This window comes from Nonomuraea sp. NPDC049695, from assembly GCF_040674955.1.
GTDB lineage: Bacteria > Actinomycetota > Actinomycetes > Streptosporangiales > Streptosporangiaceae > Nonomuraea > Nonomuraea helvata.
Genome location: NZ_JBFANV010000005.1, coordinates 150,938 through 169,763 on the forward strand (window position 1 = coordinate 150,938; position 18,826 = coordinate 169,763).

Annotated in this window: 21 protein-coding genes, 1 tRNA gene and 2 riboswitches; of the genes, 5 read left to right on the top strand and 17 right to left on the bottom strand. The window is 69.8% G+C overall.

Annotated features, from left to right (window positions below):
- Positions 1 to 104: 104 nt before the first annotated feature.
- The 4 genes from AB0J64_RS06835 to AB0J64_RS06850 form a co-directional block, all read right to left on the bottom strand.
- Positions 105 to 2,582, bottom strand: a complete 2,478-nt coding sequence (locus tag AB0J64_RS06835; RefSeq protein ID WP_364021794.1) for an FtsX-like permease family protein — start codon at positions 2,580 to 2,582, stop codon at positions 105 to 107.
- A 1-nt stretch (position 2,583) separates the two neighbouring features.
- The gene (locus AB0J64_RS06840) at positions 2,584 to 3,330 is read right to left on the bottom strand and encodes an ABC transporter ATP-binding protein (protein WP_364021797.1); all 747 of its coding nucleotides are present in this window, start codon (positions 3,328 to 3,330) and stop codon (positions 2,584 to 2,586) included.
- Between the two features lie 80 nt (positions 3,331 to 3,410).
- Entirely contained in the window at positions 3,411 to 4,061 is a 651-nt protein-coding gene (locus AB0J64_RS06845) for a response regulator transcription factor (protein WP_364021799.1), read from the bottom strand.
- Positions 4,062 to 4,074: 13 nt separating this feature from the next.
- Positions 4,075 to 5,253 (bottom strand): histidine kinase, encoded by a 1,179-nt coding sequence (locus tag AB0J64_RS06850; protein WP_364021802.1) that lies wholly within the window; start codon positions 5,251 to 5,253, stop codon positions 4,075 to 4,077.
- A 168-nt stretch (positions 5,254 to 5,421) separates the two neighbouring features.
- On the opposite strand from AB0J64_RS06850, the gene AB0J64_RS06855 reads away from it, so the two are divergent.
- A complete protein-coding gene (locus AB0J64_RS06855; protein ID WP_364021804.1) occupies positions 5,422 to 5,904 on the top strand; it encodes a hypothetical protein in 483 nt (160 codons plus the stop codon).
- An 18-nt stretch (positions 5,905 to 5,922) separates the two neighbouring features.
- On the opposite strand, the gene AB0J64_RS06860 is transcribed toward AB0J64_RS06855, so the two are convergent.
- Together AB0J64_RS06860 and AB0J64_RS06865 are read right to left on the bottom strand one after the other, a co-directional pair.
- Positions 5,923 to 6,414: a hypothetical protein gene (locus AB0J64_RS06860; RefSeq protein ID WP_364021807.1), complete on the bottom strand. Its 492-nt coding sequence runs from the start codon at positions 6,412 to 6,414 to the stop codon at positions 5,923 to 5,925.
- Entirely contained in the window at positions 6,415 to 7,017 is a 603-nt protein-coding gene (locus tag AB0J64_RS06865; protein ID WP_364021810.1) for a DUF6286 domain-containing protein, read from the bottom strand.
- A 137-nt stretch (positions 7,018 to 7,154) separates the two neighbouring features.
- Between AB0J64_RS06865 and AB0J64_RS06870 the strand changes: the two genes are divergently transcribed.
- Positions 7,155 to 8,348 (top strand): amino acid deaminase/aldolase, encoded by a 1,194-nt coding sequence (locus tag AB0J64_RS06870; protein WP_364021813.1) that lies wholly within the window; start codon positions 7,155 to 7,157, stop codon positions 8,346 to 8,348.
- Between the two features lie 18 nt (positions 8,349 to 8,366).
- Here the strand turns inward: AB0J64_RS06870 and AB0J64_RS06875 are convergent, their stop codons facing one another.
- Entirely contained in the window at positions 8,367 to 8,696 is a 330-nt protein-coding gene (locus tag AB0J64_RS06875) for a DUF3618 domain-containing protein (RefSeq protein WP_364021816.1), read from the bottom strand.
- 152 nt (positions 8,697 to 8,848) lie between these two features.
- On the opposite strand from AB0J64_RS06875, the gene bcp reads away from it, so the two are divergent.
- The 3 genes from bcp to AB0J64_RS06890 all read left to right on the top strand — a co-directional run bounded on the left by bcp (position 8,849) and on the right by AB0J64_RS06890 (position 10,185).
- The gene (bcp, locus tag AB0J64_RS06880; RefSeq protein WP_364021819.1) at positions 8,849 to 9,322 is read left to right on the top strand and encodes a thioredoxin-dependent thiol peroxidase; all 474 of its coding nucleotides are present in this window, start codon (positions 8,849 to 8,851) and stop codon (positions 9,320 to 9,322) included.
- Between the two features lie 122 nt (positions 9,323 to 9,444).
- A tRNA-Leu gene (locus AB0J64_RS06885) sits at positions 9,445 to 9,527 on the top strand.
- A gap of 211 nt (positions 9,528 to 9,738) precedes the next feature.
- Positions 9,739 to 10,185, top strand: coding sequence for a hypothetical protein (locus AB0J64_RS06890; protein WP_364021822.1), 447 nt, complete (start codon positions 9,739 to 9,741; stop codon positions 10,183 to 10,185).
- 194 nt (positions 10,186 to 10,379) lie between these two features.
- On the opposite strand, the gene AB0J64_RS06895 is transcribed toward AB0J64_RS06890, so the two are convergent.
- From AB0J64_RS06895 to AB0J64_RS06940, 10 genes are all read right to left on the bottom strand, one after another.
- Complete coding sequence (locus AB0J64_RS06895; RefSeq protein WP_349450429.1) at positions 10,380 to 10,637, bottom strand: Txe/YoeB family addiction module toxin; 258 nt, start codon at positions 10,635 to 10,637, stop codon at positions 10,380 to 10,382.
- Positions 10,634 to 10,894, bottom strand: coding sequence for a type II toxin-antitoxin system prevent-host-death family antitoxin (locus AB0J64_RS06900; protein ID WP_364021826.1), 261 nt, complete (start codon positions 10,892 to 10,894; stop codon positions 10,634 to 10,636). The genes AB0J64_RS06895 and AB0J64_RS06900 overlap by 4 nt, the downstream gene beginning before the upstream one ends.
- Before the next feature lie 89 nt (positions 10,895 to 10,983).
- Positions 10,984 to 11,184 (bottom strand): hypothetical protein, encoded by a 201-nt coding sequence (locus AB0J64_RS06905; protein WP_364021829.1) that lies wholly within the window; start codon positions 11,182 to 11,184, stop codon positions 10,984 to 10,986.
- A 73-nt stretch (positions 11,185 to 11,257) separates the two neighbouring features.
- Entirely contained in the window at positions 11,258 to 12,634 is a 1,377-nt protein-coding gene (locus tag AB0J64_RS06910) for an L-serine ammonia-lyase (RefSeq protein ID WP_364021832.1), read from the bottom strand.
- A 58-nt stretch (positions 12,635 to 12,692) separates the two neighbouring features.
- Positions 12,693 to 13,082 (bottom strand): glycine cleavage system protein GcvH, encoded by a 390-nt coding sequence (gene gcvH / locus AB0J64_RS06915; RefSeq protein WP_364021835.1) that lies wholly within the window; start codon positions 13,080 to 13,082, stop codon positions 12,693 to 12,695.
- Positions 13,079 to 14,164 (bottom strand): glycine cleavage system aminomethyltransferase GcvT, encoded by a 1,086-nt coding sequence (gene gcvT / locus AB0J64_RS06920; protein WP_364021838.1) that lies wholly within the window; start codon positions 14,162 to 14,164, stop codon positions 13,079 to 13,081. Before gcvT ends, gcvH begins: the two co-directional genes overlap by 4 nt.
- 34 nt (positions 14,165 to 14,198) lie before the next feature.
- Positions 14,199 to 14,298, bottom strand: a riboswitch (glycine riboswitch).
- 91 nt (positions 14,299 to 14,389) lie between these two features.
- Positions 14,390 to 14,487: riboswitch (glycine riboswitch) on the bottom strand.
- A 112-nt stretch (positions 14,488 to 14,599) separates the two neighbouring features.
- A complete protein-coding gene (locus AB0J64_RS06925) occupies positions 14,600 to 15,295 on the bottom strand; it encodes a gamma-glutamyl-gamma-aminobutyrate hydrolase family protein (RefSeq protein WP_364021841.1) in 696 nt (231 codons plus the stop codon).
- Between the two features lie 12 nt (positions 15,296 to 15,307).
- Complete coding sequence (locus tag AB0J64_RS06930) at positions 15,308 to 16,072, bottom strand: 3-oxoacyl-ACP reductase (protein WP_364021844.1); 765 nt, start codon at positions 16,070 to 16,072, stop codon at positions 15,308 to 15,310.
- 5 nt (positions 16,073 to 16,077) lie between these two features.
- On the bottom strand, positions 16,078 to 17,421 hold the full coding sequence (locus AB0J64_RS06935; protein ID WP_364021847.1) for an aldehyde dehydrogenase family protein: 1,344 nt from the start codon (positions 17,419 to 17,421) through the stop codon (positions 16,078 to 16,080).
- A 9-nt stretch (positions 17,422 to 17,430) separates the two neighbouring features.
- A complete protein-coding gene (locus tag AB0J64_RS06940) occupies positions 17,431 to 18,801 on the bottom strand; it encodes a glutamine synthetase family protein (protein ID WP_364021850.1) in 1,371 nt (456 codons plus the stop codon).
- Between the last annotated feature and the right edge of the window lie 25 nt (positions 18,802 to 18,826).

The following is an 18,826-nucleotide window of genomic DNA, read 5'->3' on the forward strand; positions in this document are numbered from 1 at the left end:
GTACGGAAGGGCCGGGCGCCGCCCCCATGAGACGCCCGACCGACCGCGCGCTCCCTCTTTCCGTGTTTTTCGCTTTTATTCGGCTACATAGCTATTTGTCCGGATCAGCCGGCGGCAAGGGAGCCCACGATCGAAGCACGGGCCGCGCGGCGAGCCGGAAGCACGGCGGCCAGCATCCCCGCCACTCCCGACAGCACCACGAAGAGCCCGATCTGCCCGGCAGGCACGGTGAAGACGGCGCCGTCCAGCATCGCCCTGATGGCGGCCCATCCGAAGACGCCCCCGAGCACGACGCCCACCAGCGCCCCGATCAGCCCGAGCACCAGCGCCTCGATCGACAGCATCCGCCGCAACTGCGCCCTGGTCAGGCCCAGGGCCCGCAGCAGCGCCGACTCCCTGGTCCGCTCGTGGACCGACAGGGAGAGCGTGTTCGCGATGCCCAGCAGCGAGATCAGGATCGCCAGCCCCAGCAGCCCAGTGACGATCATGAGCAGCATGTCCAGCGTCTCGTCGAACTGGCCGCGTACCTCCGTCGAACTCGTCACCCGCACGGTCGGATAGGCCGCGACGGCGGCGTCCACCACCTTGCGCGCCCGCTCGGGCGGCACGCCGTCCCGGATGTTGATCAGGACGCGGGAGTCCGGCACGGCCCCGAAGTAGGTGTCGAACGCGGCCTCCGCGACCGTGACCGGCGGCAGCGACGACTGGCCCCCGTCGAGCAGCGCGACCACCTTCAGCGAGACGGTGCCGGCCTTGGGCGTCTTGACCGATATCGACTCGCCGAGCCGCAGGCCGAGGTCGTCGTCCACCGCCGCCTGCCCGGCGCCGAAGCCGTTCATGGAGCCGGCGGTGACGTACGGGCTGATCGGGCCGTTGAACGTGCCGACCTTGAGCCGCTTGCCCGCGACACTGGCCTTGGCGTCGCGGATCTGCGCCACGGACGCCAGTTCGGGCCGGCCGCGCAGCTGCGACGCCACGGACCTGGGGACGACCGGGTCGCCTTCCTGAGTCGCCAGCAGGTAGTCGATCGGGAACTGGTCGTCGAGCTTGGCCGTCATCGTCAGCCTGGTGGAGGCGGTGACGACGGAGATCAGCGTCATGAGCGTCACCCCGATGGTCAGCGCGATCGTGGTGGTCGCGGCCCGCCTAGGGTTGCGGCCCGAGTTGTCCACCGCCAGCCGTCCCGGCACCCCGAACAGCCTGCCCGGGATCCAGCCGACCAGCGCGCTCAGCGGTCTGACCAGCACCGGCCCGAGGATCAACACCCCCAGGAACGTCAGCGCGCCCCCGGCCATCACGACGAAGAGCGCGACCTGCTGGCCCGGCTGGAGCACGAACACGCCCACCGACGTCGTGGCGAGGCCCGCCACCAGGAAGAGCGCGGCGAAGAGCCCGCGCAGCCGGCCGGACCGGAATGTCTGCTCCTCGACCTGGGAGCGCAGCGCCGCGATCGGCGGGACCCCGGTGGCCGACCTGGCGGGGAGCAGGGCGGCGCCCACCGTGACGACCACGCCGACGGCCAGGCCGGCCGCGATCGTGGCGGGCGTGAGCGTGACGGCCGCGTCCGTGGGCATCGGGGCGTCGAGCGCGCTCAGGACGGTCAGTGTGAGCGAGGCCAGGCCGTACCCGATGACCAGGCCGAGCGCGGAGGCGAGCGCGCCGACCACCACGGACTCCAGCAGGATCGAGCCGAACACCTGCCCGCGCGTGGCGCCGATGCACCGCAGCAGCGCCATCTCCCTGGTGCGCTGGGCGACGAGGATGTTGAAGGTGTTGTAGATGACCAGCGCGGCCACCATCATCGCCACGACGCCGAACAGCAGCAGCCCCGTGGTGAGCGAGCGGATCTCCACCCCCGCCGCTCTGGCCAGGTCGTCGGCCAGTTCGCCGCCGGTTTTGACCGCGTACGCGCCGCCGGCCGCCGCCGCGACGGCCTGCTTCAGGCCGGGAGCCGTGCCCGCGACGTCGATCTCGCGGTAGCCCTTCGCGCCGGTCATCCGCTGCGCGGTGGCAGCGGTGAAGCCGACCGCCCCGGTGTAGGAGAGCTCCTGGTCCACGCCCGGGTCGAGCAGCCCGACGAGCTTGAACCGGTGCGGGCGCTGCCTGTCGTCGAGCACGGTGATCGTGTCGCCGAGCTGGAAGTCCTGGGCCTTGGCGGTGTTCTTGTCGAGCACGGCGGCCTGGTCGTCGGTCCCGGGACCGGTGCCCGAGACGATGTCGGTGCGGTCGAGCGGGCCGCGGACGACGGACAGGGCGGTGGTGGGGGCGTTCCCGGCGGTCTTGCCGTCCTTGCCGAGCACGGGCGCGGCGGCGCGGATCAGGCCCTGCGCCTCGGTCACGCCGTCCAGCGCGCGTATCCGCTCCAGGACCTGCTCGGGCAGCACGGCGTCCGGGCCCTTGGGCAGCACGGCCACGTCCACCTTGGCCGCGTCGGCCGTGACGCGCTGCGCGAACCCGGCCTGCATGGTGTCGTTCAGCACGAACGTGCCCGCGATGAACCCCACGCCGAGCGTGATCGCCAGCGAGGTGAGCAGCAGCCGGAGCTTGTGCGCGCGCAGCCCGGCCAGTGCCGTCTTCAGCACCTCACCCCTCCAGCTTCACGAGCGTGTCCAGCACCGACTGCGGCGTCGGCGCGGTGATCTCGGTGACCAGCTCGCCGTCGCGCAGGAAGACCACGCGGTCGGCGTACGAGGCGGCCACCGGGTCGTGCGTGACCATGACGATGGTCTGGCCCAGCTCGCGCACGGAGGTGCGCAGGAAGGACAGGACCTCGGCGCCGCTTCGGGAGTCGAGGTTGCCCGTCGGCTCGTCAGCGAAGATCACCTGGGGCTTGCTGATCAGTGCCCTGGCCACGGCCACGCGCTGCTGCTGGCCGCCCGACAGCTCGGTCGGCCTGTGCGAGAGCCGGTCCTTCAGGCCCACGGTCTCGATGACCCGCTCGAACAGCGGCTGGTCCGCCTGGCGGGCGGCGATGTCGAGGGGCAGGCGGATGTTCTGCTCGGCGGTGAGCGTGGGCAGCAGGTTGAACGCCTGGAAGACGAACCCGATCCGCTCGCGCCGCAGCAGCGTGAGCTGCCGGTCGCTCAGCCCGGTGAGCTCCACGTCGCCGATGTGCACGGTGCCCGACGTGGCGGTGTCGAGCCCGGCCAGGCAGTGCATCAGCGTGGACTTGCCCGAGCCCGACGGGCCCATGATGGCGGTGAACGCGCCCGTGGCGAAGGACACGTTCACCGCGCGGAGGGCGTGTACCTGGGCGTCGCCCTGGCCGTACACCTTGGTGAGATCTCTGGCCACCACCGCGGGCGGGGCTTGGGTGAGCGTCACATTCATGCGCATCACGCTAGGAGTGGAAAGTTCGGGATTTATGGGCCTTGTGGATGGACTTTGTGTAGGCCTCTGGATGACCCCGGTCAGACTTTCGGTCGATGCGACGGCACGATCAGCCCGGCCTCGTACGCGTACACCACCACCTGGGCCCGGTCCCGCAGCCCCAGCTTGGCCAGCACCCGCCCCAGGTGCGTCTTCACCGTCGCCTCCGCCACCTCCAGGCCGCTCGCGATCTCGGCGTTGGACCGGCCGCGGGCCACCATGAGCAGCACCTCGCGCTCGCGCGGCGTCAGGTCGGCCCCCGGCACCGGCTCGTCCGTCGGCAGCTGCGTGGCGAACCTGTCCAGCATCCGCCGCAAGGTGCTCGGCGACACCACGGCGTCGCCCGCGTGCACCACCCTGATCGCGCTGACCAGGTCGGCCGGTGGCACGTCCTTCAGCAGGAACCCGGCCGCACCCGCCTTGACCGCCGCGAACGCGTACTCGTCGAGGTCGAACGTGGTCAGGATCAGCACCTTCGGCCCGTTGACGTGCCTGGTGGCCTCGACGCCGTCCATGTTCGGCATGCGCACGTCCATGAGCACGACGTCCACCTCGGTGGTCTTGAGATTCTCCAGCGCCGAGAGCCCGTCCCCGGCCTCCGCCACCACCTCGATGTCCGGCTGGGCCGCCAGCACCATCCTGAACCCGGCCCGCAGCAGCTCCTGGTCGTCGACGAGCATCACACGAATCACCCTGCCGCCTCCTCTACGCCGCGTTGACCATGGGCAGCCTGGCCAGCACCTCGAAGCCGCCGCTCTGGCGGGGGGCCGCCGAGATGGCGCCGCCGTACATGCCGACCCGCTCCCGCATGCCGATCAGGCCGTGGCCGTCTGGGCTCCTGGGCGCCGCCGCGCCCCTGCCGTCGTCGGTCACGCGCACGACCAGCTCGGGGCCGCTGTAGTCGATCTCCACGACCGCCCGCACGCCGGGGCCGCCGTGTTTGAGCACGTTCGTCAGCGCCTCCTGGACGATGCGGTAGACCGCGAGCTGCTGGCCCTCGGGCAGCTCGCGCGGGAACCCGGAGACCTCCAGCCGGGCGGGCACTGCCGAGCCGCGTACCAGCTCCTCGAGCTGTCCGAGCCCGGGCTGCGGGGTGTAGTCGATGATCGCCGCCTCGTCCTCGCGCAGGACGCCGACCAGCCTGCGCATCTCGGCGAGGGCCGCGCGGCCCGTCTTGGAGATCGCCTTGACGGCCAGGCGGGCCTGCTCCGGGTCGGTGTCGAGGGCGTAGCCCGCGCCGTCGGCCTGCACCACCATGACGCTGACGTTGTGGGCCACGACGTCGTGCAGCTCCCTGGCGATCCTGGCGCGCTCGGCCGCCGCGGCCATCCTGGCCTGCTGGTCGCGCTCGCGTTCGGCCCGTTCGGCGCGCTCCTCCAGCCCTTCGAGGTAGCGCCTGCGCGTGTTGGCGTACAGGCCGGCCAGCCAGATCGTCACCACGAAGATCGAGCCGCTGAAGAACATGCCGAACGTGGGCGTGTCCCAGTTGACCAGCGCCAGGAACACGCCCAGCTCCGCCACCAGGCACGCGGCCAGCGCCCAGCGGAACGGGGACCGGTAGGCCACGGCCCAGAGCGCGATGAGCACCGCGAGGTTGGCGGGCAGCGGATTGACGTGCGCCAGCCACTGGCCGAAGCAGACCAGCGAGATGACGGCGAACGAGGCGATCGGGCGGTCCCGCCAGAGCAGCGGCAGCAGCAGAGCCGCCGACAGGGCCAGATATCCGGCCACGCTGAGGTGCGCGCTGCTCAGCGTCGGCTCGATGCTCGCGTACGGGATCGCGAGGATCGCGCACAGCGCGGCGAGCGGCATCACCCGGAGGGCGGCCGCCGGCTTCTCATGGCGCCTCGACCACGCCCGTACCCTGCCGAACACACCCCTCACGATATGTAGCTCCACCTGACCTTTGTTCCGCCTGGAGGTGGAAGTGCGACTACGACCCAGGTCTTACACGACGCGGGGCAGGCCTGGGTCTTACGCCGGTCTTACGGTGATTTGGGCACCATGATTCCTGGGAGCGCCCCTCTTGCGGGCGAGTAAAGGGAGATCGTGATGGCGGATCATGATCGCGAAGCCGGGTCGCGCGGTGAAGAGGAAGCACCGCGCGACCCTGCCCCCGCGGAGGAGACCGAGAACCGGGTAGCAGGCCGGAGCGGACTGAGGTACGGCGATCCCCCGCCTGGTCCCGGCATCGCGCCCACCATCCCCGTGGCGTCGTCCTCGCATCCCGGGTCCTACCGGGACTTCTTCCGGCAGAAGCAGACCCAGATCCTCGGCGCCGGCCTGATCGGCCTCTTCGTCGGCGGCCTGCTCGGCGGCGGCGCCGTGGCCGCGATCGGCAACCTCACCCACCGGGACGAGGCGCGCGGTGGTGTGTACTGGGGTCCGGGCCGGATGCACGAGCGTTTCATGGTGCCCGCACCCGGCGCGGTCTGCGACCGGAGGGCGGGCAGCCTGTGGTGCGACAACGTGGTGCCCGCGCCCGTGCCCAGCTTCAGCATGGCCCCCGAACCCTTGCCGACCAGCACCGGCTGAGAGCTGTTTCCCGGCAGGCTAACGGCGGACGTGCAGGCGGACGACGGTGCCCGCGTCGTCGTTGCGGATCTCGCGGCGGATCCTGCCGACGATCTCCTGGTCCAGCTTGCTCACCACCGCGCCCACATCCGCCGACGACGGACAGGTGACGCCGATGCGCAGGCCGTCCTCGCCGACCCGTACGTGCGCCCTGCCCAGCCCTTCCACGTTCTTCAGCCCGACGAACAGCATGGCGGTGCCCGTGCCGTTCGGCACGCGGCGGCGGCCCCAGCCGAGGCTGAGCAGCAGCCAGCGGAGCGAGACCAGGGCCAGCAGCATCAGGCTCAGGGCCAGCGACCACAGGGTCCAGGGCTCGTCGAGCACCTTGCGGGCCTGGACGGGCAGGACCTTCGCGGTGGGCGCCAGGTCGAAGAAGCGGTCGTGGCCGCGCAGCCAGGCGTAGACGCCAAGACTCAGCAGCGTCCCGCCCACGACGCCAAGGCCTGTGCGGTTGCCCGTGTACTGCCGCATCTACCGTCCCTTCCTGCGGAGCCGGACCACGACCTCGCCCGTGCCCAGCGTCCCCACACCCGCCAGCCGGTCGCCCACCGCCGTGCCGATCTGCCTGAGCATGGCGCCCGAGCTCTCCGACTCCGTCACGATGGTGACCTCTATGGTGCGGCGGCGCAGCCGTACCCGGGCCTTCTTCACCCCCGCCACCTGCTGGGCGGCCGCGCGTAGCGTGCGGCGCAGGCCCGAGCGGGTGATGCCGATGACGATCAGCGCGTCGGACGTCTCCACCGGCACCAGCCCGGAGCGACCCGGTACGAGCGCCAGCAGCAGCATCAGCATGCCCGCCCCCACCGTGACCAGGGCGGCGGTGGACAGCTCCGGCCAGGTGGTCTTGCCCGCGAGGTCCACGAGCTCGTTCACGGGTACCCAGCCGAGCGGGTGTCCGAGCAGCCCCGACACCACCTCGGCCGCCGTCGCCCCCAACCCGGCGGTCAGCGCGAGCGCGACGAAGGCTCCAGGGAGGGTACGCGCCGGCCTGAGCGCCCTTCTCGCCCTGCGCAGCCCGGTCTGCCGCGTCGTGACGGCGGCGGCGCCGGGCGCTGTCTGCTGAAGCGTGGTCATCACAACGACAGACGTACATGGGTGGCGCGGGGCCGGAACCGCACCCTCGCCGCCCGTTTGCCCGAACATTACGGGGACAGGCAGTAATGTGAACGGCGCTCATATTCACCTGCCGGATATGCCGTTAGGCTGCTCATATGGACGACCGCCAGCGCTACGACCGCGCCACAGTGGTCCTCGAACCACCGCTCGCGATCCTCGATCTTGAGGCGATGCGGGCCAACGCGGCGGACCTGGTGCGGCGGGCCGCGGGCAAGCCGATCCGGGTGGCGAGCAAGTCGGTACGCAGCCGCCCCGTGCTCGAACGCATCCTGGCCATGGACGGCTTCCAGGGCATCATGGCCTTCACGCTCCCCGAGGCCCTGTGGCTCGCCTCCGAGGGCTTCACCGACCTCCTGGTGGCGTACCCGACGGCCGACCGGCACGCGCTCGCCGAGCTGGCCGGGAACGCCGACGCGGCCCGGCACATCACCGTCACCATCGACTCGGTCGCCCACCTCGACTTCATCGAGGCGGCCGTGGCGGGGGTGCACTCTCGGGCGGAAATCCGGATATGTATCGACATCGACGCCGGATATGTCGCCTTCGGTGGGAAGTTTCGGGCGGGGGCTCTCCGTTCGCCCATCCGCGAGCCGGAGGAGGCCGCCGACCTGGCCGCCGCCGTCGCCAAGCGCCCCGGGTTCAGGCTGGCCGGGCTCCTGGCGTACGAGGCGCAGATCGCCGGAGTCGGCGACGCCCCGGCCGCGAACGCCGCCTACACCCGCGCCATCCGCATCATGCAGGCCCGCTCCGCCAGGGACCTCATCTTCAGGCGCGGCCGCATCGTGAACGCCGTCCGCCAGGTCGCCGACCTCGAGTTCGTCAACGGCGGCGGCACCGGCTCGGTCGAACGCACCGTGCGCGAGAAGGCCATCACGGAGGTGGCGGCCGGATCGGGGTTCTTCCATCCGAGGCTGTTCGACTTCTACCGCCGCTTCACCGGGCATCCGGCCGCGCTGTTCGCCCTGCCGGTGGTCCGCCGCCCGGCCCCTGACACGGTGACCGTGCTCGGCGGCGGCTACCTGGCCTCGGGCGCCCCCGGGCCGAGCCGCCTGCCCCAGCCGTACCTGCCCGCCGGGCTCCGCTACGCGCCTGACGAGGGGGCGGGCGAGGTGCAGACCCCGCTCCTCGGCCAGGCGGCCGAGGACCTGCGGATCGGGGACAGGGTGTGGTTCAGGCACGCCAAGGCGGGCGAGCTGTGCGAGCGCTTCGACACGCTCCACCTCATCGACGGCGACACCCTGGTGGAGTCGGTGCCCACCTACCGGGGCGAGGGCCGGACCTTCCTCTGACCGCCCCGGCCCCGGGGGTCAGCGGCGATTGCGGCGGCGCCAGAGCATGATGGCCGCCCCCACGACCAGCACGGCCCCGACCCCGATCAGCACCGGTGCCAGGTCGGGCCGCTCTTCCTCCCACACCTGGTCGGTGTCGTCGCCGTACGCGGCCGGCCGCGGCGTCACTCCCAGCGCGTCGCCCACGGACACCACGAAGTTCGTGGCCCGGGTCTTGACGTCCTCCACCGTGCGCTCGGCGACCCGCTTGGGGCTCACCCGGTCGGCAATGGCGTCAACCGTCTGCGCCAACTCCGCGCGCGTCCGCGCGATCCGCCGCTCCAGCTCGTCGGGATCGGTGTCAGCCATGTCTCTCCTCTCGACCGTACGCGGGGCCGCGCCCGCTCCGCGTGCCGTGCGAGCTCCGTCCGTTCTGGTCGTGATCAGTCTGTCAGGTCGGCACGCCGTACGGCACGGCGGCCAGGCCGGTAGGTTGGCGGGAAGGAACTCAGGAGGGCACATTGACCGACACCAAGCTCGCGCCCGGCGACGCCGCGCCCGAGTTCACGCTACCCGCCGCCGACGGCACCACTGTCTCCCTTGACGCCTACCGCGGCAAGCGGGTGATCCTCTATTTCTACCCCGCCGCGATGACGCCCGGCTGCACCAAGCAGGCCTGTGACTTCCGCGACAGCCTTGACCAGCTGACCGCCGAGGGTTTCGTCGTCCTCGGCGTGTCGAAGGACAAGCCGGCGAAGCTGGTCAAGTTCGCCGAGCGCGACGCCCTGACCTTCCCGCTGCTGTCCGACCCCGAGCTGGCCGTGCACCAGGCGTACGGGGCGTACGGCACGAAGAAGCTGTACGGCAAGGAGGTCGTGGGGGTCATCCGCTCGACGTTCGTCATCGACGCGGACGGGAAGGTGGAGCAGGCACTCTACAACGTAAAGGCCACGGGTCACGTGGCAGGGTTGAAGAAGAAGCTCGGCCTGAGCTGACCACTGCCTGCGGGCCCTCCGCCGAGGGCCCGTGCCGCCCCTTCGCGGGGGTCGACTTGCGCACGCTCCTCATGCCCATTCGGAGCGCTAAACTATGTGAGCCCTGCTCTGGTGAGGGCTGCGCGGGCGTGGCGAAATGGCATACGCGGCAGGTTTAGGTCCTGTTGGTGGAGACACCGTGGGGGTTCGAGTCCCCCCGCCCGCACACTTATGCGCTGGATCGGCCTCTGTTCCGCCCGGCAAACGTCGCTGTTTGTGAGTGACAGTTCGGGCACAGCAGTCTGAGGTTCTCTCGCCGGTTGCCGAGCGGATTGCCGTTGTTGTGGTCCACCTCCAGCGTCAACGGCTTCTCTTGCCAGGTTTCCCCGATCTCGCAGTTGACACAACGCTCAGGCACGCCACGGAGGTCTATTGACATGACGGAGGAGAAGCTGGAAAGAGGGGCTCTCGGATTCCGCGACGACCGGCATTTCAGCCTGTTCGCGTATCGCCCCCAGCATTCGTACGCCGTGGTCAGAGGATTTCCGCCTCTTGAGGCTATTGAGGAGGGAGACGGTGAAGGCATCGTGCGGGACCTGTTCTTCGCAGGTGTCTGGCGTATCGCCTGCTGGAAGGATATGGGTCCCATCCACCTGCGCAAGCCGACCGACGCCGAGGCCGACATCCTGACGTCCCTGCTCGGGGAAGTCCGGCATGGATTGGGCATCTTCCTTCTCGAACCCGATTCCATCGAGAGCTACATCATCGCTCACGGAGTTTGCTGGGCCGACTACGAGATCATGCTGGGCGAAGAGAGTCCTCTGACGGCTCCGACGGGCGACCGCACACCCCCGGTGGACGGCATTGTCAGATTCGCTGAATGAACCGATATCCGTCCGGTCACGTACCGACCGCCGCTCCGCGCGCGGCAGTCGGCGTATCAAAGAGCCGAGAGCCCGGTCGTCACCCCGTACAAGGGCAAGGACAAGTGGCGGCCGTCGCCGCGCAGGGCGATCCGGCTGCCGTGATGGCCTTGTCGGAGGCCGCCGCGTTCCGCTCGATGCACGGGATGCGGCGGCTATTCGTAGTGGTACCGGGCCTGCAGGATGACGATCTCGTCGTTCGCGGCGAGATATACCAGGCGATGCTCGTCGGTGATGCGCCGCGACCACGCACCCGCCAGCGCGTATTTAAGCGGCTCTGGCTTTCCGATGCCCTCGTAGGGATCACGCAGGGTGTCTTCGATGAGCCGGTTGATCCGTTTGAGTATCTGCCGGTCGGCCGTCTGCCAGTGGACGTAGTCCTCCCAGCCTTGGCTTGTGAATGAGACTTTCACCCCGCAGCCTCGTCGTCCAGTAGTTCGTGCCGTTCGTAGCGTCCTCCGACCGCTTCCTGGTAGGACTCGATCAACCGACGCGCGTTGGCGGGGGAGCGGAGAAGGTAGGCCGTTTCCTGGAGAGCTTCGTATTCCTCTGCGGCCACAAGGTAGGCGTTGCCGCTCTTGGACACGATTTCCACGGCGGTGCGGTCGTTGTTGACCTCTTCGATGAGAGGGAACAGTCGACGGCGGGCTTCGCTGGCAGTAATGGACACGGCCCCCCCTGGGAGTGGTACAACATCATGGTACCACTCGATGGGTTGTTCGGCACTCGATCACTTCGCTAGGGAATGCGATACGCCGGTCAGCCAACGATGCCCCACTCGGCGGCCAACTCGTCGCGGGTGAACGTCCGCACGTTGCCCGGGTCGGTCGCGTTGTCCATGATGGCTCGCATGGCCTGCTGACGCCCTACCTCTCGACGCAGCCGCCGGACCTCGGCTTTCAGTGCCTCGTATTCGTCACGCGGGATGGTGACGACCTCGTCGTGGTGTTGCGACGTCATGGTCGCACGTTACCTGCTCGCTATGACATTCCCAGATGCACCGGTAGGACCCACGCCCGCCCGCAGCCGGCCGTCAGCATTCGATCACGTTGACGGCGAGGCCGCCGCGTGACGTCTCCTTGTACTTGTCCAGCATGTCCCGCCCCGTGTCCCGCATCGTCTTGATGGCCTTGTCCAGGGCCACGAAGTGGCGGCCGTCGCCGCGCAGCGCGATCCGGGCGGCCGTGATGGCCTTGTTGGAGGCCACCGCGTTCCGCTCGATGCACGGGATCTGGACCAGGCCGCCGATCGGGTCGCAGGTCAGGCCCAGGTTGTGCTCGATGCCGATCTCGGCGGCGTTCTCCACCTGCTCAGGTGTGCCCCCGAGGACCTCCGTGAGGGCGGCCGAGGCCATCGAGCAGGCCGAGCCGACCTCGCCCTGGCAGCCCACCTCGGCGCCCGAGATCGAGGCGTTCTCCTTGAACAGCACGCCGATCGCGCCCGCCGTCAGCAGGAAGCGCACCACGCCCTCCTCGTCCGCGCGCGGCACGAAGCGGGTGTAGTACGTCAGGACGGCCGGGATGATGCCGGCGGCGCCGTTGGTGGGGGCGGTGACGATGCGGCCCCCGGCGGCGTTCTCCTCGTTGACCGCCAGCGCGAAGAGCGTCACCCAGTCCATGGCCTGCAGCGGGTCCTTCTCGGCCGGTTCGGACTGCAGGCGGCGATGGAGCTGGTTGGCGCGGCGCTTGACCTTGAGGCCGCCGGGCAGGACGCCCTCCTTGGAGATGCCGCGGTGCACGCACTCCGACATGACCTGCCAGAGCCGCAGCAGGCCCGCGCGGATCTCCTCCTCGGTGCGGCCGAACGCCTTCTCGTTCTCGAGCATGAGGGCCGAGATGGACAGGCCTGTGTTGGAGCAGTGCTTGAGCAGCTCCTCACCGGTGGTGAAGGGGTAGGGCAGTACGGTGTCGTCCGGCTTGATGCGGTCGGCGCCGGTGGCCTTCTCGTCCACGACGAAGCCGCCGCCGACCGAGAAGTAGACCTTCTCCCTCAGCTTCTCGCCATCGGCCGTGTACGCGGTGAAGCGCATGCCGTTCGGGTGCTCGGGCAGCGAGATCTTGCGTTCGAAGACGAGGTGCTCGCCCACGACGAAGGGGATCTCGTGCGTCCCGTACAGCTTGACCATGCCCGACTCGCGCATCTCGGCCAGCCGGCCGTCGATGGAGTCGACGTCCACCAGCTCGGGCTTCTCGCCGGAGAGGCCGAGCAGGACCGCCTTGTCGCTGCCGTGGCCCTTGCCGGTCAGGCCGAGCGAGCCGTACAGGATGGCCTCGACGCGCGCGACCTGCGGGAGCAGGTCGTCCTCGTGCAGCCCGCGGGCGAACTTGTGCGCGGCAGCCATCGGGCCTCCCGTGTGGGAGCTCGACGGGCCGATGCCGATCTTGAAGAGGTCGAAGACGCTGATCGCCATTGATGAGCGCTGCCTTTCATACGGTGCCGGGGCCCGGGCTCGGGCCCCGGCGAACAGGTCAGGACTCGCCTGAGGTGAGTGCCTTGTACTCCTCGGCGGAGAGCACGTCTTCGGGCTCGCCCTCGACGCGCACCCGGAACATCCAGCCATCGCCGTACGGGTCGCTGTTGACCAGGCTGGGGTCGTCCACGACGACCTGGTTCACCTCGACGATCTCACCGCCGACGGGGGTGTAGATCTCGTTCACCGACTTGGTGGACTCCACCTCGCCGACCGAGTCGCCCGCCTCGACGGTGGAGCCGACCTCGGGGAGCTGCACGTAGACGACGTCACCAAGGGAGTCGGCGGCGAAGGCCGTGACGCCGACGGTCACGGTGAGGCCGTCGTCGAGGCCCGCCACCCACTCGTGCTCCTTGGTGTAGCTCAGGTCGTCAGGGATGTTGCTCACTTGTTCCTCCTGTAGAAGGGCAGCTCAACCAGGTCCATAGGTTCTTGGCTGCCCCGGATGTCCACGGCCAGGCCTGATTCGACGCCCGCGTCCACGTAGGCCATCGCGATGGGCTTTCCCAGGGTCTGGGAGGGCGCACCGCTGGTGACCTCGCCGACGACGGCGCCGTCCTTGGTGACCGGGTAGCCGTGGCGCGGCACCCGGCGTCCCCGCGCGACCAGGCCGACGAGACGGCGCCGCGGCGTGTCGTCCTTGACCGCCTCGAGCGCCGACCTGCCGACGAAGTCGCCCGGCTTGTCGAATTTCACCACCTTGCCCAGCCCCGCGTCGAACGGGGTCAGTTCGGCGCTGAGTTCGTTGCCGTACAGCGGCATGCCCGCCTCGAGCCTGAGCGTGTCGCGGGCGGACAGGCCGGCGGGCTTGAGCCCGTGCGGCTCGCCCGCCGCCATGAGCGCGTGCCAGAGCGGCACCGCGTCCTGGTTGGCGACGAACAGCTCGAACCCGTCCTCGCCGGTGTAGCCGGTGCGGGCGATGAGCGCCTGCCGCCCGTCGACCACGCCGGGCAGGCCCGCGTAGTACTTGAGGCCGTCGAGGTCGGCGTCGGTGAGCGTGGCGAGGATCTCCTGGGCTCGGGGCCCCTGTACGGCGATCAGCGCGTACTGGTCCGAGCGATCCTCGACCACCACGTCGTACGCCTTCGACCGCTCTTTCAGCTCATTTCCGACTTTTTCGTAGTTCGAGGCGTTTGCTACGACCATGAACTCCTCGTCGCCCAGCCGGTAGACGATGAGGTCGTCGAGCACCCCGCCGCGCTCGTTCACGATCATGGTGTACCTGGCCCGCCCGGGCGCCAGCGCCGACAGGTGGCCGACCAGCGCGTAGTCGAGGGCCTCGCCCGCCTGCGGCCCGGTCAGGAAGATCTCGCCCATGTGCGAGAGGTCGAACAGCCCGGCCGCCTGCCGGACGGCGTTGTGCTCCGCGGACTCGCTCCCGTACCGGAGCGGCATGAGCCACCCCGCGAAGTCGGTGAGCATGGCGCCGAGGCTCTCGTGAACGTCTCGTAGCGGTGTGGGTCGGGACATTTGTCGCACCTCTGGACAGGATCGGATGCCAGCATCCTCCCCCTCTGTCGTCGATGCCTGAGAGCTTCGCCCGAGTTTTGCCGGACTTTCACCTTCGGCGAGGCCGCGCAGGCCTGCTTTCCAGAGGTCACCCGCCGAGTAAGAAACCTGTCTCAAGCGGACTGCCGCCCTATCGTCGTGCCCGCGATGTCCGTAGCGGCAGTCCACTTGGCAGATTTCTCACTCGGATACCGCGCGGTCCTTTGCCTTGAGAGGTTTGCGGGGAGGGCTTGCTCCTTCAGGGACCCTGACCGGATGTCAGGGTGCTCTCCCGCGCGGTTTTGCCGGTGATGTTCGTCAGCCTAGTGCGGTGATGGGGGTGTTGTCGCGTTCCGGCCTCTCACGAACCGCTCTGGCGAATGGTGGCTTTCCGTCCGGTCGCTGTGGACCCTGCGGTCAGCAGGCGGCGACGAGGGCCTCGAAGAGCGCGCAGTCCTCAGCGGCCTCCGGGTGCCACTGCACGGCCACGGCGAAGGGCGCCGAGTCCAGCTCGACCGCCTCGATCGTGCCGTCGTCGGCGGTCGCGCCGACCGTGAGGCCGGGCGCGAGGCGGTCGATGGCCTGGTGGTGGTAGTGGGGGACCGTCACGGGCCCGGTGCCCAGCGCCTTGGCCACGCGGGTGCCGGGCACGGCGGTGACGGGCAGCGGGCCGAAGCGGCCGGGCGCGGGGGCGTGGTCCGTGTGCCCGACCACGTCGGGGAGGTGCTGGTGGAGGCTGCCCCCGAGGGCGACGTTGAGCACCTGGAGGCCGCGGCAGATGCCCAGGTACGGCAGGCCCGCGTCGAGGGCCGCGCCGATCAGGGCGAACTCCGCCTCATCACGAAATTTCCGGATATAGCCGGTGTGTTCCCCAGGCGGCTCGCCGTACCTCGCCGGGTCGATGTCCCCGCCACCGGCCAGAACGAGCCCGTCCAGGCGGCCCACGACCTGCGCGGGCTCGCCGGCCGGCGGCAGCACGACCGGCTGCCCGCCGGCGCGTACGACCTGCTCCACGTACATGTACGGCAGGAGCGCCACGGTCATGTCCGCCCAGACCGTGAAGTTCGCCGGCTCGACGTACGACGTGATGCCGATGACGGGACGCTGCACCATGATCTCCCAGAGCTAGAGCGGCGTGACGTACGCGCCGGAGATGCCGCCGTCCACCAGGAACTCGCTGCCCGTGATGAACGACGCGTCGTCGCTGGCCAGGAACGCCACCGCCGCCGCGATCTCCGACGCCTCGGCGAAGCGCCCGACGGGGATGTGCACCAGCCGCCGCTGTGCCCGCTCCGGGTCCTTGGCGAACAGCTCCTGCAGCAAGGGCGTGTTCACCGGCCCGGGGCAGAGCGCGTTCACCCTGATGCCCTCCCTGGCGAACTGCACGCCCAGCTCGCGCGTCATCGCGAGCACCCCGCCCTTGGAGGCCGTGTACGAGATCTGCGAGGTCGCCGAGCCCATGACCGCCACGAAGGACGCGGTGTTGATGATCGAGCCCTTGCCCTGCCGCCGCATGTACGGGATGACGTGCTTGCAGCAGAGGTAGACGCTGGTGAGGTTCACCTCCTGGACCCGGCGCCAGGCGTCGATGCCGGTCTCCAGGATGGAGTCGTCGTCGGGCGGCGAGATGCCCGCGTTGTTGAAGGCGATGTCCACGCTGCCGTAGGTGTCGAAGGCCGTCTGGAACATCCTGACGACATCGTCCTCGCTGGTCACGTCGGCCTTGACGAAGAGGCCGCCGACCTCGTTCGCCGCCTTGACCCCCGCCTCCTCGTCGATGTCCACGCAGACGACCTTGGCGCCCTCCTCGGCGAACCTGCGCACGGTGGCCAGCCCGATGCCGCTGCCCGCACCGGTGATGACCGCCACCCGATCCTGCAAACGCTGCACTGCATTCACTCCCAGGAGATGAAGACGTTCTTGGTCTCGGTGAACGCCGCCAGGGCGTCGGGGCCGAGTTCCCTGCCGAGCCCGGACTGCTTGAAGCCGCCGAACGGCGTCCAGTAGCGGACCGACGAGTGCGAGTTGACCGACAGATTGCCCGCCTCGACCGCCCTGGCCACGCGGAGCGCCCGCCCGACGTCCCGGGTCCAGATGGAGCCGCTCAGGCCGTAGGGGGTGTCGTTCGCGATCCGTACGGCCTCGGCCTCGTCCTGGAAGCGCACCACCGACACGACCGGCCCGAAGATCTCCTCGGTGAACGCCGGGTCCGTCACCTCGGGCGTCAGCACGGTCGGCGGGAACCAGTAGCCCTTGCCGTCGGGGCAGGCTCCCTGCAGGTAGGGGGTGCCGCGGACGAAGCCGCGCACGCGGTCGAGGTGTTCGGCGCTGATCAGCGGGCCCATCTCGGTGCTCTCGTCGAGCGGGTCGCCGACCTTGACGCCGCGTACGGCCGTCGCCAGGCGGTCCATGAACGCGTCGTACACCTCGGCCTGGACGAGGAGCCGGGACCGGGCACAGCAGTCCTGGCCGGAGTTGTCGAAAACGGCGTAGGGGGCGGTTGCCGCGGCCTTCTCGAGATCGGCGTCCGCGAAGACGATGTTCGCGGACTTGCCGCCCAGCTCCAGCGTGACCCGCTTGACGTGCCGCGCCGCCTTGGCGGCGATCTCCTTGCCCACCTCGGTCGAGCCGGTGAACACGATCTTCGCCACGCCGGGGTGCTCCACGAGGCGGGCACCCGCCACCTCCCCTGCCCCAGGCAGAACCTGGAGCACCCCCTCGGGGAGGCCCGCGGCGAGGGCCAGCTCGGCCAGCCTCAGCGCGGTCAGCGGGGTCCACTCGGCCGGTTTGACGATCACCGTGTTGCCGGCCGCGAGCGCCGGGGCCATGCCCCAGGACATGATCATCATAGGGAAGTTCCACGGCACGATGACACCGACGACGCCCAGCGGCTCCTGGAACGTGATGTCCACGCCCCCGGGCACCGGGATCTGCCTGCCGTGATCGCGTTCGGGGGCGCCGGCGTAGAAGTGGAGCACGTCACGCACGTTGCCGGCGGCCCAGCGGGCGTTGCCGATCGGGTGGCCGGCGTTGGCCAGCTCCAGGAGCGCCAGCTCCTCGCCGTGCTCGTCCACCAGGTCCGCGAACCTGCGCAGCAGCCGCGCCCGGTCGCCCGGCGACACCTTCCGCCAGCTCTCGTACGCCTTCCTGGCACGCTCCACGGCCCGGTCGACCTCGGCGGCGTCGGCCAGTTCGACGTCGGCCACGACGTCCTCCGTGGCCGGATTAACGATCTTCATGCGCCCCATTCACATCCGCTCGAAACCACGGAAAAGCTCCCAATCGGTGACCGCCGCGTCGAACGCGGCCAGCTCCACCCGCGCGTTGTTCGCGTAGTGCTCGACCACATCCTCGCCGAACGTCTCACGCGCCAGCTTCGACCCCTCGAACAGCGCCAGCGCGTCGCGCAGCGTGTGGGGGACGGTCTCGGCGCCGGAGTCGTAGGCGTTGCCCTCGTACGCGCTCTCCAGCGGCAACTCGTTGTCGATGCCGTGCAGCCCGGCCGCGATCAGCGCGGACACCGCGAGGTACGGGTTGACGTCGCCGCCCGGGACCCGGTTCTCGACGCGCAGCGACAGGCCGTGGCCGACCAGCCTCAGCGAGCAGGTGCGGTTGTCCACGCCCCACTTGACGGCCGTGGGCGCGAAGCTGCCGGGGACGTAGCGCTTGTAGGAGTTGATGTTGGGCGCGTACATGAGGGTGAGCTCGCGCAGGCAGGCGAGCTGACCGGCGACGAAGCGGGCGCCGAGCGGGGAGAGCCCGTACGGCCCCTCGCCCGCCATCACCGGATCGCCCTCGCTGCTCCGCAGTGAGATGTGGATGTGGCAGGAATTGCCCTCGCGCTGGTTGGGCTTGGCCATGAAGGTGATCGACTTGCCCTCCTGGGCGGCGATCTCCTTGGCGCCGGTCTTGTAGATGACGTGGTGGTCGCAGGTCCTGAGCGCCTCGTCGTAGCGGAAGGCGATCTCGTGCTGGCCCAGGTTGCATTCGCCCTTGGCGGACTCGACGTACAGGCCGGCGCCTTCCATGCTCCGCCTGATCCGCCTGAGCAGCGGCTCGATGCGGGAGGTGCCGAGGAGCGAGTAGTCGACGTTGTAGAGGTTGGCGGGGGACAGGTCGCGGTAGCCGCGCTTCCACGCGTCCTCGTACGTGTCCTCGTACACGCAGAACTCCAGCTCGGTGCCCACGTACGCGGCCAGGCCGCGCTCGGCGAGGCGGGCGAGCTGCCTGCGCAGGATCTGCCGGGGCGAGGCGGTCACGTCGCCGCCGCCCTCCCAGCCCAGGTCCGCCATCAGCATCGCGGTCCCCTCGTGCCACGGCACCCGGCGCAACGTCGCCAGGTCCGGCTTCATGACGAAGTCGCCGTAGCCCCGCTCCCAGGACGACATGGCGTACCCGGAGACGGTGTTCATGTCCACGTCCACGGCCAGCAGGTAATTGCAGCCCTCGGAGCCGTGGTGCAGCACCTCGTCGAGGAAATAGCGTGCGGACAGTCTCTTGCCCTGCAACCTGCCCTGCATGTCGGCGATCGCGAGGAGGACGGTGTCGATGCGCCCGGCCGCCACCTCGTCGCGCAGCTCGCTGACGGAAAGGAACCCGGTGCTCGATCCCTCGCTCACGCTGTCCCGCTCCCATCCCCGCTGA